The sequence below is a fragment of the Streptomyces sp. NPDC029044 genome (genome assembly GCF_040637495.1).
Taxonomy (GTDB): Bacteria; Actinomycetota; Actinomycetes; order Streptomycetales; family Streptomycetaceae; genus Streptomyces.
On the sequence record NZ_JBEZWN010000047.1, the window covers coordinates 48621 to 61537 of the forward strand.

Below are 12917 nucleotides of genomic sequence, written 5' to 3' on the forward strand. Positions count from 1 at the left end.
GGACAGTGACCGGGGCCCGAGCCCGGACTTCCGCGGTCTGCGGCCGGCGCATAGCGTGGTGGCATGGCACCGACTCCGACACCTTCCGCTGAACCCGACGACAGCCCGGACACCTATGTCGGCCTGGAGGCCGACCGGGCCGAACGCCGCGCGCGCGAGCGCGGCTGGCCGACCGTGCGCTCGCTGCCGCCGGGGGCGATCATCACGATGGAGTACCGCGTGGGCCGGCTGAACTTCGAGGTCAAGGGCGGCCGGGTGGCGCGGGCCTGGAAGGGCTGAGACACGGCGAAGGCCCCGGTTCCACTCCGGAACCGGGGCCTCGCGCTGCCGGAGAGGACGCGTACCGGTCGTGGTCAGCCGCCCGTCAGCGGGCGCGCCGACGAGGCCGAACCGCGCGGGTGACGCTCCGGGTGCTGAGGACGGCGGCTGCCGGCGGGGGTGATCGGCGTGCGCTCCGAGCGGGCCGTGTGCGGGCCGGGCGCCAGGTAGGCCGGAGCCCGGGACGGGTGGGCCGCCACGTCCTCCCGGTCGGCGGGCAGGGGCGTGATCACGATGGGAGAGCCGGCCGCGGTACGGCGCCCGCGGGCCCGCAGACGGTCGCGCAGATCGAAGATCGCGGCCTCGGCACGGGCGATCAGCGGCTCGAACCACGGCAGGCCGAGCAGGATCAGCAGACCCGCGGTCCAGCCGAGGAGCACATCACTCAGCCAGTGCGTACCGAGGTAGACCGTGGCCATCCCTACGCCGAGCGAGGTCACCGCGGACACGGCGGACAGCCAGCGCTGCGCTCTCGCGGAGGACGCCAGGTAGGCCAGGATTCCCCAGGTCACCACGGCGTTGGCGGTGTGACCGCTCGGAAATATATCGCCGCCGCGCCACATCTCGTTCGAGCCGATCACGGTCGCGTAGTGCGGGCCCAGGCGGCCCATGCCGTACTTGGCGGCGCCGACCGTGATGTTCAGCAGCAGCAGGGAGACGCCGAGCGCGAGCATCGGCCGCAGGGTGTGCTGCCGCCAGGAGCGCCAGCCCAGCCAGGCCGCGACCATCACGGCGGTCGGGCCGCGCTGGCCGAGGACCACGTAGTAGTCGACGAACCAGTGGATCTCCGACCACTGCTGGTACGGGCGGAAGAACATGACCTGCCAGTCGAGCCGGACCAGCCAGGACGTGATCACCACGGCCCACACGATCGCGCCGTAGAAGGCCAGGGTTCCCGCGAAGAGCACGATGCGGTGCCTGCTCATCTTCGGCACATCGATGTGGGCCGGTCGTTCCGGCTCACGGTCCAGCCGGGCGAACACCCGGTCCAGACGGGTGAGCTTCGGTTCGGTACGCACCCAATCGACGTTACAGCGAGTGAGCTCGGATCCCCGGCGAATCAACGGCTTTGTGATGACGATGTGATGTGGGATTCCTCTCAGGAGGGGGTTTATTTCCAGTGAATCTGTAATCGCCAGCCGCTGCGGCCTTCAATTCCTTTGATCATTCCGGATGCGGGTTTTATTGCGCTTTTGAATTCGTTCACCGGGGCATGGTGCGGAATTCCCCCTGCGCTCACAGCGGGTCAGGGCGGACCGGAGCCGTTCAGCCAGAACGCCCCGTACACCGCGGAGGCCACCGCTACGGTCCCCAGGATGGCCGTTGACCTGCGCAGACGCGCTCTGGCCAGGGCCAGCGCGAGCGGCAGCAGCAGCGGGAAGGCGGGCAGCAGCAGACGCGGTTTCGAGCCGAAGTAGCTCGACGCGCACAGCGCGAGCGCGGTCACGACCCCGGTGTAGACCAGCAGCGGCAGCGGCTGGCGCTGACGTACTCCGGTCACATACAGCCAGACGACTGACGCGACTCCCACGATCAGCCCCACACCGGCCAGTGCCGACGGGAACGACGTGAACTTCTCGGCGACGAACCGGGCGAAGGCGTAGCCGCCGTCGAAGCCGTTGCGCCATCCGGCCTGGACGTCCAGGTAGCCCAGCGGGCCCTTGCCGGTGTCGTGGCCGACCCAGAGCACGTAGCCGGCGGTGCCGAGGGGGGCCAGAGCCATGCCCAGGGCGCGCCGGACCCGGGTCGCGGGCTCGGCGGGCTCGGCGGGGACGGCGGGTTCGGCGGGGACGTGCGGGGCGTCCGGCCCGGGCGCGCGCCGGTCCCGTACGAAGGAGGCCACCGCCGCCACCCACACGGCCGCCACGACGGCCAGCCCCACGGGGCGGGTCAGCCCGGCGAACAGGGCCAGTACGCCGGCCGTCACGAAGCGGCCGGTCAGCACCGCGTACAACGCCCAGGCCGCGAGCGCCGTGAAGAGGGACTCGCTGTACGCCATCGACTGCACGATTCCGACCGGAAGAACGGCCCACAGCAGCACCGCGCACACCCCGGCCCGGCGGCCGTACACATGGTCCGCCACCGCGAAGATCCCCCAGGCCGCGGCGAGCGAGGCGACCAGGCTGACGAGGAACCCCCCGTCCGCGTACGACAGCGGCGACACCGCCGCCACCAGCCGCTCCAGCCAGGGCAGCAGCGGGAAGAACGCCAGGTTCGAGTGCACGTCCCCGTTCGCCAGCCGCACCTCGTAGCCGTAGCCGAGCTCGGCGACCCTGACGTACCAGAGCGCGTCCCAGCGGGCGGTCAGCAGCGTGTACGCGTTCTTGTCCCGCGCCGCGCTCCACAGGAACAGGGCGAGCAGGCCCAGGGCGCGGACGGCCGCGTACCCGGCGAGCGCCGGAGCCGCCCGGCGCAGCGCCCCGGCGCGGGGCGAGGCCACGCGCGTCTCAAGATCGGTCACGGGCCCGATTATCGACCCGGCCCGGAACCGCCCGGCCGGCCGGGGCGTGAACCATCACGGAGAGAGTGGCGTACGCCACATCCTTCCGCCGGAGGTGTGAGAGGTCCGCCACTGGTCTCCGCCAGGGACTCGCGTACTCTGACGTGTCACTCGCTTTTCGTTTGCGCGGGCCGGAGACCACCGCTCCTCTCCGGCCGAGTCGCGGGGGCGTCCCCCACCCCGCGAGCCCGCCGATCGCGAGGGAACATCTGGGAGGTACGTACATGTCCGGGACGACCACGGCCGCCGCTGCGCTGCGCCGTCGGGCGGCCGGGGCCGGTGCCAACCGCTGGGTGGTTCTCGTCGTCCTCTGCGTCAGCCTGCTGCTGGTCGCCGTCGACGCCACCGTGCTGCACGTGGCGGTCCCCGCCGTCACCGAGGACCTGAGGCCCGGCGGGATGGAGCTGCTCTGGATCGTCGACGTCTACCCACTGGTCTGCGCCTCGCTGCTGATCCTGTTCGGCACGCTGGGCGACCGCATCGGCCGCCGCAGAGTGCTGCTCCTCGGCTACACGCTGTTCGGCGTCGCCTCCGGCCTCGCCGCCCTGGCCGACAGCGCCCAGGTACTGATCGTGGCGCGGGCGCTGCTCGGCGTCGGCGGCGCGATGATCATGCCCGCGACCCTGTCGATCCTGCGGCAGGTCTTCCCGGACCGGCGCGAGCGGGCGCTCGCGATCGGCATCTGGAGCGCCGTGGCCGCGGTGGGTGCGGCGGTCGGTCCGCTGCTCGGCGGCTTCCTGCTGGAGCACTTCTGGTGGGGCTCGGTGTTCCTCGTCAACATTCCGTTGATGCTGGTCAGCCTCCCGGTGGGACGACTGCTGCTGCCCGAGTCGAAGGGGGACGGCAAGGGTCCCTGGGACGTGGTCGGTGCGCTGATGGCGGCGGCCGGGCTGTTCGGTGTCGTACTGGGCGTGAAGCGGCTCGGCAGCGGGGAGTCGGTGGGCAGCCTGCTCACCGTGCTGCCGCTGGTGGTGGGCGCGGTGCTGCTGGCGGGCTTCGTACGGCGGCAGCGTCGGCGGACGTACCCGCTGGTCGACCTCAAGATGTTCGCGCGGCCGGCGTTCAGTACGTCCGTCGGGTGCATCGTGCTGGCGATGCTCGCACTGGTCGGGCTGGAGCTGATCGCGGCGCAGTACCTCCAGCTGGTGCTCGGGCTGTCGCCGCTGGAGACGGGGTTGCGGCTGCTGCCGCTGACCTTCGCGGCGATGGCGGCCGGGCTGGCCGGGGCGCGGATGCTGCGGCGGTTCGGGCCGCGCCGGATGGTGTGCGCCGGGTTCTGCCTCACGGCGTTCGCGGTGGTGCTGCTGACGGCGCTGGGCCGGACGGACGACTGCGCGCTGATGCTGAGCGGGTTCGTGCTGCTCGGCTTCGGGCTGGAGACGACGTTGTTCGGGGCGTACGAATCGATGCTGAGCGAGGCGCCGCCGGAGCAGGCCGGTGGGGCGGCGGCGATCGGGGAGACGTCGTACCAGCTCGGGGCCGGGATCGGGATCGCGCTGCTCGGCACGGTGATGAACGCGGCGTACGCGCCCGGGCTGTCGGGCGTACCGGGGGTGCCGGCGTCGGCGTCCGCCTCGGCGGGGCATTCGCTGGGGGAGGCGTACGAGGTTGCCGCGCAGCTGGGCGGGTCCGCCGGTGCCGCTCTGCGGCATGCGGCCCGGGACGCGTTCGTGCACGGCCTGCATGTGACGTTGCTGGTGAGTGCGGGGTTGTTGCTGCTGGGGGCCGTGATGGCCTTGCGGCTGCCGCGGGCCATGCAGTGCGAGTCCTCGGAGCCGGTGGAACTGCCCGCCCCCAGGGACGCAGCGGAGTCCCGCGTCTCGGTGTGACACCCCTTCGCCCACCCGCGCACCGCACCGCCCGTGGCTCTCGGCTGAGGGGTGAGGGTCGCCCGTGGGGTGCTTCGCCGTCGGCGGCTTGCGGTTCGCGGCACGGGTGGTGCGGGGACGGGTCGAGGCCGTAGCGTCTGACTAGCGCTGCTAGTTAATGAGCTTCGGAGGGTGTCGATCATGTCCGGTTCATCCAAGCTGCCTCCTTTCGATCCCGCCGATCCCCTCGGCCTGGACGACCTCCTGGAGCCGGAGGACCTCGGGATCAGGGACACCGTGCGGGCCTGGGCCGCGGACCGGGTGCTGCCCCATGTCGCCGAGTGGTACGAGAAGGGGGAGCTGCCGGGGATCCGGGAGCTGGCCAGGGAACTCGGCGGCATCGGAGCCCTCGGCATGTCGCTCGACGGGTACGGGTGTGCCGGCGCGTCCGCCGTGCAGTACGGGCTGGCCTGTCTTGAGCTGGAGGCCGCCGACTCCGGCATCCGTTCCCTCGTCTCCGTGCAGGGCTCCCTCGCCATGTACGCCATCCACCGCTTCGGCAGCGAGGAGCAGAAGCAGCAGTGGCTGCCGCGGATGGCCGCCGGCGAGGTGATCGGCTGCTTCGGGCTCACCGAGCCCGACCACGGCTCCGACCCCGCTTCCCTGCGCACGTACGCCAAGCGCGACGGCTCCGACTGGATCCTCAACGGCCGCAAGATGTGGATCACCAACGGGTCGGTCGCCGGCGTCGCCGTCGTCTGGGCGCAGACCGAGGACGGGATGCGCGGCTTCGTGGTGCCCACCGACAGCGGCGGGTTCGCCGCTCCCGAGATCAAGCACAAGTGGTCCCTCAGGGCCTCGGTCACCAGTGAGCTCGTGCTCGACGACGTGCGGCTGCCCGCCGACGCCGTCCTCCCGGAGGGCACCGGCCTGCGCGGGCCCCTCAGCTGCCTGTCGCACGCCCGGTACGGAATCGTCTGGGGCGCCATGGGCGCGGCCCGCAGCAGTTTCGAGGCCGCCGTCGAGTACGCGAAGTCACGGGAGCAGTTCGGGCGGCCCATCGGGGGCTTCCAGCTCACCCAGGCCAAACTCGCCGACATGGCGGTCGAACTGCACAAGGGGATTCTGCTCGCCCATCACCTGGGGCGGCGTATGGACGCCGGCCGCCTGCGCCCCGAGCAGGTCAGCTTCGGCAAGCTCAACAACGTCCGGGAAGCGATCGAGATCTGCCGCACGGCCCGGACCATTCTCGGCGCCAACGGGATCTCGCTCGAATACCCCGTGATGCGGCACGCGACCAACCTCGAGTCGGTGCTCACCTACGAGGGCACCGTCGAGATGCACCAGCTCGTGCTGGGCAAGGCGCTCACCGGACTCGACGCCTTCCGGTAGGCCGGTCCGGTAACCCTGCGCGGGGGCAGGGCCGGTGAGCGGCCCTGCCTCAGCTCTGGTTGAAGAATCCGTCCGTCCGGTGCCCGGCCGGGTCGCCGTTGACGATCTCCGTGTTGGCGGGGGTCAGCAGGAACACGCGGGTCGACACTCTCTCGATCGAACCGCGCAGGCCGAAGATCAGCCCGGCCGCGAAGTCGACCACGCGCTTGGCGTCGGACGCCTCCATGGCCGTGAGGTTCATGATGACCGGCACGCCCTCGCGGAACAGTTCGCCGATGGCGCGTGCGTCCCGGAAGCTGTCCGGGGTCACCGTGCCGATACGGCGGCCCTTCTCCTCGGCGACGTCCGAGGCCACCTTGACACGCGGATCGGTGACCCAGGCCTCCCCGGGCTCGTTCCCGTCGGAGTAGTCGTCGTCGTCGTAGTAACGCTCGTCTTCGTTGTCGTCGACGAGGCCAAGCCAGGCACTTGCCTTGCGTACCGATCCCATGGACGCCTCCTCTCACAGCGGTCTTTCTGCTTTCCGCATCCCTATGGTCGTCCATGATGCGGATGGCGCGCCAAGTGGATAGACGCCGCACGGGGGGTTTGTGACGGTACTGGTGCACAGCGAATCCGTCGAGAGTCCGTGTGTCCCAAGGGCCGTTTCCCAAACGGCTGCTGACTGTGAGTGAAATATGATTCTTCTCGGCGTACGGGTGACGCCGGGGCGTACGGGTGAATGCCGGGGCCGATACGATGCCGCAGCTCAACGTCGTCACGAACCTCGGGGGAGCGTTGTGTTCGGAATCGTCAGGCCCTGTAGACACCGGCTCGGGGAGAAGCTCGCAGGCCAGTGGATGGCGCATTTGTGCGGGCTCTGCCTCGCCCTACGGGGTGACCACGGGCAGTTCGCCCGGATAGTCACGAATTATGATGGGCTGCTCGTCTCGGTTCTGACGGAGGCTCAGTCGGAGAGCGACGGGACCGGCCGGCGTACGGCCGGACCGTGCCCGCTGCGCGGCATGCGCACCGCCTCCGTCGCCCACGGCGAGGGAGCCCGGCTCGCGGCGGCCGTTTCCCTGGTGCTGGCCTCGGCGAAAGTCCGCGACCACGTCACGGACGGTGACGGGTTGTTGGCCCGCAGGCCGGTGGCGCGTGCGGCGCGCCGGGTCGCCGCGAGCTGGGACACGGCGGGTGCCCGGACCGGCACCGCTGTGGGATTCGACACTGCGATCCTGGTCGACGCCGTGGACCGGCAGGCCGGAATCGAGGCGCTGGCCGGGCCCGGGACGCCGCTCCTGGCCGTCACCGAACCGACCGAGACCGCGACCGCCGCGGCCTTCGCGCACACCGCCGTCCTCGCCGGCCGGCCGCACAACGCCGTGCCCCTCGCCGAGGCCGGACGGCTCTTCGGACGCCTCGCGCACCTGCTGGACGCCGTGGAGGACCTGCACGCTGACGCCGCGTCAGGCGCCTGGAACCCGATCGCCGCGACCGGCACCTCCCTGGCGGAGGTACGGCGGCTCGCCGACGACGCGGTGCACGGGGTGCGGCTGGCACTGCGCGACGCCGACTTCGCCGACGCCCGGCTCGTCCATCTGCTGCTCGTGCACGAACTGCGGCGCTCGGTGGACCGGGCGTTCGGCACGGTGCCGGTGTGCGCCTCCCATCAGGGCGGCGGACCCTACGGGCAGCAGGGACCCCACGGGCAGCCGCCGCAGGGGCCCTACGGCTCCCCGCACCACCCCTACGCGGGTGGTGGCGGGCACCCGTACGCGGGCGGGGGAGGCGCGTACGGCGGGAGCGGGTTCGGCGACGGCGGGTTCGGAGGCGGTGGGTTCGGAGGCGGTGGGTTCGGAGGCGGCGCGCCGGTGCCCCAGCCGCCCCGCCGGCGTGGGTTCTGGGCCGGCTGCGGGATGTTCTGGCTCCTGTGCTGCACCTGCAAGCTGTGCTGCGCCAAGGAGTACGAGGGGCCGTGGTCCCGCAAGAAGCGCGAGGGTGTCTGCCGGGACTGCGACTGCGACGGGTGCGATTGCTGCTGCCCCTGCGACGGCTGACCCGACCACGGCGCAGACCCGTAGGACCCGTCCCGTAAGACCCGTACGACCCTCCGGAAAGGGTGCGGGCGAGGGCCCGGGAACCGGCCGCGGGGCGGCTCCGCAAAGATCGCTCAGAGGTTGAAGTCCGAAAGGCACTCTTGCGCCGACCGGCCGTTCGGCCGAATACTCCCCCCAGCGCTTGTCAGGGGCACGGCGTGTTCGGAATCCGAACAGCCGGTCCAGGACTGCGCCTCACGGGCCCGAAACCCCACGAGGGCCCCCTACTTCCTTTGTGGAGGAACGAAAAGTGAGGATCAAGCGCACCACCCCCCGCAGTGGCATTTCGAGACGGACCCGGCTGATCGCCGTTTCCACCGGCCTCGTTGCCGCCGCAGCGATCGCGATCCCCAGCGCGAACGCATCCGACGCCCCCACCACCTTCAGCGCCGCGGAGCTCAAGAGCGCCAGCGGCTCGCTGCTGAAGGCCGACATCCCGGGCACCGCCTGGGCCGTCGACAGCAAGACCAACCGCGTGATCCTGACCGTGGACAGCACGGTCACCCAGACCGAGATAGCGAAGATCAAGCAGCAGGCCGGCGGCAACGCCGACGCGCTCACGATCAAGCGCACCCCCGGCAAGTTCAACAAGCTCATCCAGGGCGGCGACGCCATCTATGCGAGTAGCTGGCGCTGCTCCCTCGGCTTCAACGTCCGTGCCAGCAACGGCACCGAGTACTTCCTGACCGCCGGTCACTGCACCGACGGCGCGGGCACCTGGTACTCCAACTCCGGCCGCACCACGGTCATCGGCTCGACCGCCGGCTCCAGCTTCCCGGGCAACGACTACGGTCTCGTGCGCTACAGCGGGTCCGTCAGCCGTCCCGGCACCGCCAACGGCGTGGACATCACGCGTGCGGCCACCCCGAGCGTGGGCACCACCGTCATCCGCGACGGCTCCACGACCGGTACCCGCAGCGGCCGTGTCACCGCCCTCAACGCCACCGTCAACTACGGTGGCGGCGACATCGTCTCCGGCCTGATCCAGACCACCGTCTGCGCCGAGCCCGGTGACTCCGGCGGTTCGCTCTACGGCAGCAACGGTGTCGCCTACGGCCTGACCTCCGGCGGCAGCGGCAACTGCACCTCCGGCGGCACGACGTTCTTCCAGCCCGTCACGGAGGCCCTGAGCGCCTACGGCGTCAGCGTCTACTAGGCCGGCCCGCACCACGGCACCAGCACCTCGCACCTCGACAGGTGGCCCCCGTACGCGACCCTGCGTACGGGGGCTCGCTAGTGTCTGCTGCCGGTGATCACATGGGGGAGGGATCCGCGCGATGGACTTCGACGACCGGCAACGGCGGGTGCGGCGCAGCCCGTTGCTGTTTCTGGCGCCGCTGGTCCTGCTGGTCCTGCTGGCGCTGGTGCTGCTGTGGGAGATCGTGCGGTCGAACGTGACCGGCGAGTTGAGCCGGGAGTGGCCCTGGCGGCTGCGGCTGATGGACATGAACCGGCTGGGCAGCCTGCTGGCGGTCGCGCTCGCGGCCGTGTTCGGCCGGGCCCAGTACGCGCGGACGGTACGGCCCGCGCTGGGCTGGAGCTCCAGCTGGACGGTCGGCGAACTCGGGCCGGACGAGCCCGCGTGGAGCGTGGAGATAGTGAACGGCGGCTCGCAGCACGCGGTGGTGGAACGGGTGGACTACTGCTTCGTGCCGTGCGGCGGGGAGCCCGGGGAGTGGACGGACCACGCCGGGCTGCTGGAGGCGCTGGCCGAGGTGGGCCTTGTGCAGGGCAAGGACTACCACCAGCGGCTGAGCGGGGCGGGCTTCCCGCTGAGCGACAGCGGGATGCGGGCGGGCCTGTACGGCCCGCGGTTCGTCGACGACATCGACCAGCTCCGCATGCGGCTGCGGGTCGTGGACGCCGTGGGCGACAGCCACGAACGCGTCATGGACCTGATGCGCGGCGCCCGCCTGAGCCGCCCCGAGACCCGGCCGGAGCGTCCGCTTTCCTGAACGCCCGCGGGCGCGGGGTCCCTCCGGGGGGCGGCCGTGGGGCGGCCGGGCCGTGGGAACGGGCCGGACGACAGGGGGGCGGGCGGCCTGTGAGGCCCGGGCGGCAGGGGGGGCGGGCGGCCCGTGAGGCCCGGGCGGCGGGAGGGGCGTGCGGCCCGTGAGGCCCGGGCGGCAGGAGGGGCGGGCGGCCCGTGAGGCCCGGGCGGCGGGAGTGCCGGTGGTGAGTGGGCGGGGTGGCTGGACCCGGCCGGGGGGTGGTCGGGCGGTGACTGGAGCGCCGGGTTGCGCGGGCGGCTGGATCGGAGCGGGTGGATCGAGTCGCTCGGGGGTGGTCATGACGCAATGGGTGTCTGTGCCGGGGCGAGCCAGTCCAGTACGGCCGGAAGGGCCTCCAGGGCCCCGAAGTGGCCGGTGTCCGGGGCCAGGACCGGGCGGACCCGGGGGATGCGGCTCGCCAGCCAGGTGAAGTGGCCCCGTGGCGAGAACTTGTCCAGCGCGCCGTGCCACAGCAGGACCGGCCGGGTGATGTCCGCCGGGTCGAAACCCCAGCGGCTCACCAGGGCGAGGTCGTCGTCGACCCAGCCGTTCGCCGACGTGCGCAGCGCCTCGCGGTAGTTGCGCAGCAGCAGGTCGCCGACCGCGGGCGCGGAGACGATCCGGCGGTCGGAGTCGGTGAGCCCGTCGCGGATGGAGACGAGCAGCTGCGCGGGGTCCCTGCGGATGTCGGCGGCACGGGCGGCGAGCCGGTCGGCGAAGCCCAGCGGGTCGGTGAGCGCCCGGGTGAACTCCTCGACGTTGGAGTCCGTCATCCCGTCGAACCAGCTCAGCCCCTGCGCGTCCGGCGGCGCGGGACACACCAGCGCAGCCGCCCGCCGTACCCGGTCGGGCAGCAGCGCGGCGCAGGCCAGGGCGTGAGGCGCGCCGCCCGAGCGGCCGAGTACGGCGAACCGGCCCAGCCCCAGGGCGTCGGCCAGTTCCGCGACGTCCTGGGCGGCGTCGGCGACCCGGCGCCCCGGCAGACGGTCCGAATCGCCGTATCCGGGGCGGTCGTAGGCGATGAACCGCAGGCCCGGGTGTGCGGCCATGACGTCCTCGGGCACGACTCCGAAGCGGCAGCCGGGGGTGCCGTGCAACAGGAGCACCGGCGTGCCGTCGGAGCGGCCGTACTCCTCGACCGTCAGCCGGCGCCCGTCCCGCATACGTACGGTTTCGCCCATCTTTGTCCTCCTTCTCGACTGAAGTGTGGTGACTTTTACGAGTAATTCAGTAACCGCTGCCTCTTGTCCTTGGGTGGGAAACGGGTGGGCGGGGGGCGAAAATCAGCCAGGGGTAGACGTCGCAGAGTGCGCACACATTACTCACGCGTAATGTTTGCAGTGTGAACGGGAGTTGGGTGGGTCCGATTTGGCCGTGGACGGTCAAAAATGAGGGGGCGTGCGCTCCGTAATCTACGCGCGTCCTGAACTCGACCTTGTGTGCCCCCGGTTGTCCTCGGAATAGTGGGCGCTCGTCAACGAAGCCTTCCGGCTCGTGAGGTCCCCACAACCTCTCGTGCCGACCCCCCACAGGAGGACAGAAGTTGAAGCACCGACGCATACCCAAGCGGCGTGCAGCCGTGGCAGGTGCGGGCATCGCCGCGCTGGTCGCCGCGGGAGTGACGTTCCAGACCGCGAACGCCAGTGAGACCCCTGAGGCGTCTGCCCCCCGGACCCTGTCGGTCGCCGCGGCCGGAAAGCTCGCCTCGACGCTGGCCGAGGACCTGGGCGGCGACGCGGCCGGGACGTACTACGACACGAAGAGCAAGGCTCTCGTGGTGAACGTGCTCGACGAGGCCGCCGCGCAGGCCGTCGAGAAGGCCGGAGCCAAGGCGAGAGTCGTGGCGAACTCCCTCGCCGAACTCAAGAGCGCCCGCAGCACGCTGAAGCAGGACGCGACGATCCCGGGCACCGCCTGGGTGACCGACCCGACCACCAACAAGGTCGTGGTGACCGCCGACCGGACGGTCTCCAAGGCCGAGTGGGCGAAGCTGACGAAGGTCGTGGACGGGCTCGGGGCGAAGGCCGAACTGAAGCGGTCGAAGGGGGAGTACAAGCCCTTCATCGCCGGTGGTGACGCGATCACCGGCGGCAGCGGGCGCTGCTCGCTGGGCTTCAACGTGGTCAAGGGCGGCGAGCCGTTCTTCCTGACCGCCGGTCACTGCACCGAGGGCATCTCCACGTGGTCGGACTCCAGCGGCAAGGAGCTCGGCACCAACGCGGACTCCAGCTTCCCGGACAACGACTACGGGCTGGTCAAGTACACCGCGGAGGTCGCTCACCCGAGTGAGGTGAACCTCTACAACGGCTCCACCCAGAAGATCTCGGGCGCCGCGGACGCGACCGTCGGCATGGCGGTCACCCGGAGCGGGTCGACCACGCAGGTGCACGAGGGCAAGGTCACCGGGCTGGACGCCACGGTGAACTACGGCAACGGCGACATCGTGAACGGGCTGATCCAGACCGACGTGTGCGCGGAGCCGGGTGACAGCGGCGGGTCGCTGTTCTCGGGTGACAAGGCGGTCGGGCTCACGTCCGGCGGCAGCGGTGACTGCACCTCGGGCGGGGAGACGTTCTTCCAGCCGGTGACCGAGGCGCTGTCGGCTACCGGGACGCAGATCGGCTGACATGTGAGTGCGTGGAGTCCCGCCCCTTGTGCGAGGGGCGGGGCTTTCGTCTGTCGTGTGCGGTTTTCGTGTGGCTTCGCCTGACGCCGGGTGTGGGTCGGGGCCGCGCCGGGGGGTGTCCGTCCTCGGAACGGCGCGATGGACCCCCCTACCGACTGACTGGCGTTGACGCGCCAACCGCTGCGGGCGGACACCCCCCGGCAC

11 protein-coding genes are annotated in these 12917 nt (G+C 71.3%); 7 read left to right on the forward strand and 4 right to left on the reverse strand.

Annotated features, from left to right (window positions below):
* The first annotated feature begins 63 nt into the window (after nucleotides 1-63).
* Nucleotides 64-279, forward strand: a complete 216-nt coding sequence (locus AB0E85_RS29200) for an I78 family peptidase inhibitor (RefSeq protein ID WP_361933165.1) — start codon at nucleotides 64-66, stop codon at nucleotides 277-279.
* 74 nt (nucleotides 280-353) lie between these two features.
* On the opposite strand, the gene AB0E85_RS29205 is transcribed toward AB0E85_RS29200, so the two are convergent.
* Together AB0E85_RS29205 and AB0E85_RS29210 are read right to left on the reverse strand one after the other, a co-directional pair.
* On the reverse strand, nucleotides 354-1337 hold the full coding sequence (locus AB0E85_RS29205) for a phosphatase PAP2 family protein (RefSeq protein WP_361933168.1): 984 nt from the start codon (nucleotides 1335-1337) through the stop codon (nucleotides 354-356).
* 227 nt (nucleotides 1338-1564) lie between these two features.
* Nucleotides 1565-2779, reverse strand: coding sequence for a glycosyltransferase family 39 protein (locus AB0E85_RS29210; RefSeq protein ID WP_361933170.1), 1215 nt, complete (start codon nucleotides 2777-2779; stop codon nucleotides 1565-1567).
* A gap of 263 nt (nucleotides 2780-3042) precedes the next feature.
* Here AB0E85_RS29210 and AB0E85_RS29215 point away from each other — a divergent pair, with 263 nt between their 5' ends.
* Both AB0E85_RS29215 and AB0E85_RS29220 read left to right on the forward strand, forming a co-directional pair.
* Entirely contained in the window at nucleotides 3043-4647 is a 1605-nt protein-coding gene (locus AB0E85_RS29215; RefSeq protein WP_361933172.1) for an MFS transporter, read from the forward strand.
* A 180-nt stretch (nucleotides 4648-4827) separates the two neighbouring features.
* Nucleotides 4828-6018, forward strand: a complete 1191-nt coding sequence (locus AB0E85_RS29220) for an acyl-CoA dehydrogenase family protein (protein ID WP_361933175.1) — start codon at nucleotides 4828-4830, stop codon at nucleotides 6016-6018.
* Between the two features lie 49 nt (nucleotides 6019-6067).
* Here AB0E85_RS29220 and AB0E85_RS29225 read toward each other — a convergent pair whose 3' ends face one another.
* The gene (locus AB0E85_RS29225; protein ID WP_030850887.1) at nucleotides 6068-6508 is read right to left on the reverse strand and encodes a cell division protein SepF; all 441 of its coding nucleotides are present in this window, start codon (nucleotides 6506-6508) and stop codon (nucleotides 6068-6070) included.
* A gap of 289 nt (nucleotides 6509-6797) precedes the next feature.
* On the opposite strand from AB0E85_RS29225, the gene AB0E85_RS29230 reads away from it, so the two are divergent.
* The 3 genes from AB0E85_RS29230 to AB0E85_RS29240 all read left to right on the forward strand — a co-directional run bounded on the left by AB0E85_RS29230 (nucleotide 6798) and on the right by AB0E85_RS29240 (nucleotide 10051).
* Nucleotides 6798-8057: a DUF5685 family protein gene (locus tag AB0E85_RS29230; protein WP_361933178.1), complete on the forward strand. Its 1260-nt coding sequence runs from the start codon at nucleotides 6798-6800 to the stop codon at nucleotides 8055-8057.
* 289 nt (nucleotides 8058-8346) lie between these two features.
* A complete protein-coding gene (locus AB0E85_RS29235) occupies nucleotides 8347-9252 on the forward strand; it encodes a S1 family peptidase (protein WP_361933181.1) in 906 nt (301 codons plus the stop codon).
* 121 nt (nucleotides 9253-9373) lie between these two features.
* The gene (locus AB0E85_RS29240; protein ID WP_361933183.1) at nucleotides 9374-10051 is read left to right on the forward strand and encodes a hypothetical protein; all 678 of its coding nucleotides are present in this window, start codon (nucleotides 9374-9376) and stop codon (nucleotides 10049-10051) included.
* A 332-nt stretch (nucleotides 10052-10383) separates the two neighbouring features.
* Here the strand turns inward: AB0E85_RS29240 and AB0E85_RS29245 are convergent, their stop codons facing one another.
* Nucleotides 10384-11268 carry an alpha/beta hydrolase gene (locus AB0E85_RS29245; RefSeq protein ID WP_361933185.1) on the reverse strand — a complete coding sequence of 295 codons (885 nt, stop codon included), beginning with the start codon at nucleotides 11266-11268 and terminating at the stop codon, nucleotides 10384-10386.
* Nucleotides 11269-11630: 362 nt separating this feature from the next.
* On the opposite strand from AB0E85_RS29245, the gene AB0E85_RS29250 reads away from it, so the two are divergent.
* Nucleotides 11631-12713 (forward strand): S1 family peptidase, encoded by a 1083-nt coding sequence (locus tag AB0E85_RS29250; RefSeq protein ID WP_361933188.1) that lies wholly within the window; start codon nucleotides 11631-11633, stop codon nucleotides 12711-12713.
* Nucleotides 12714-12917 lie beyond the last annotated feature (204 nt).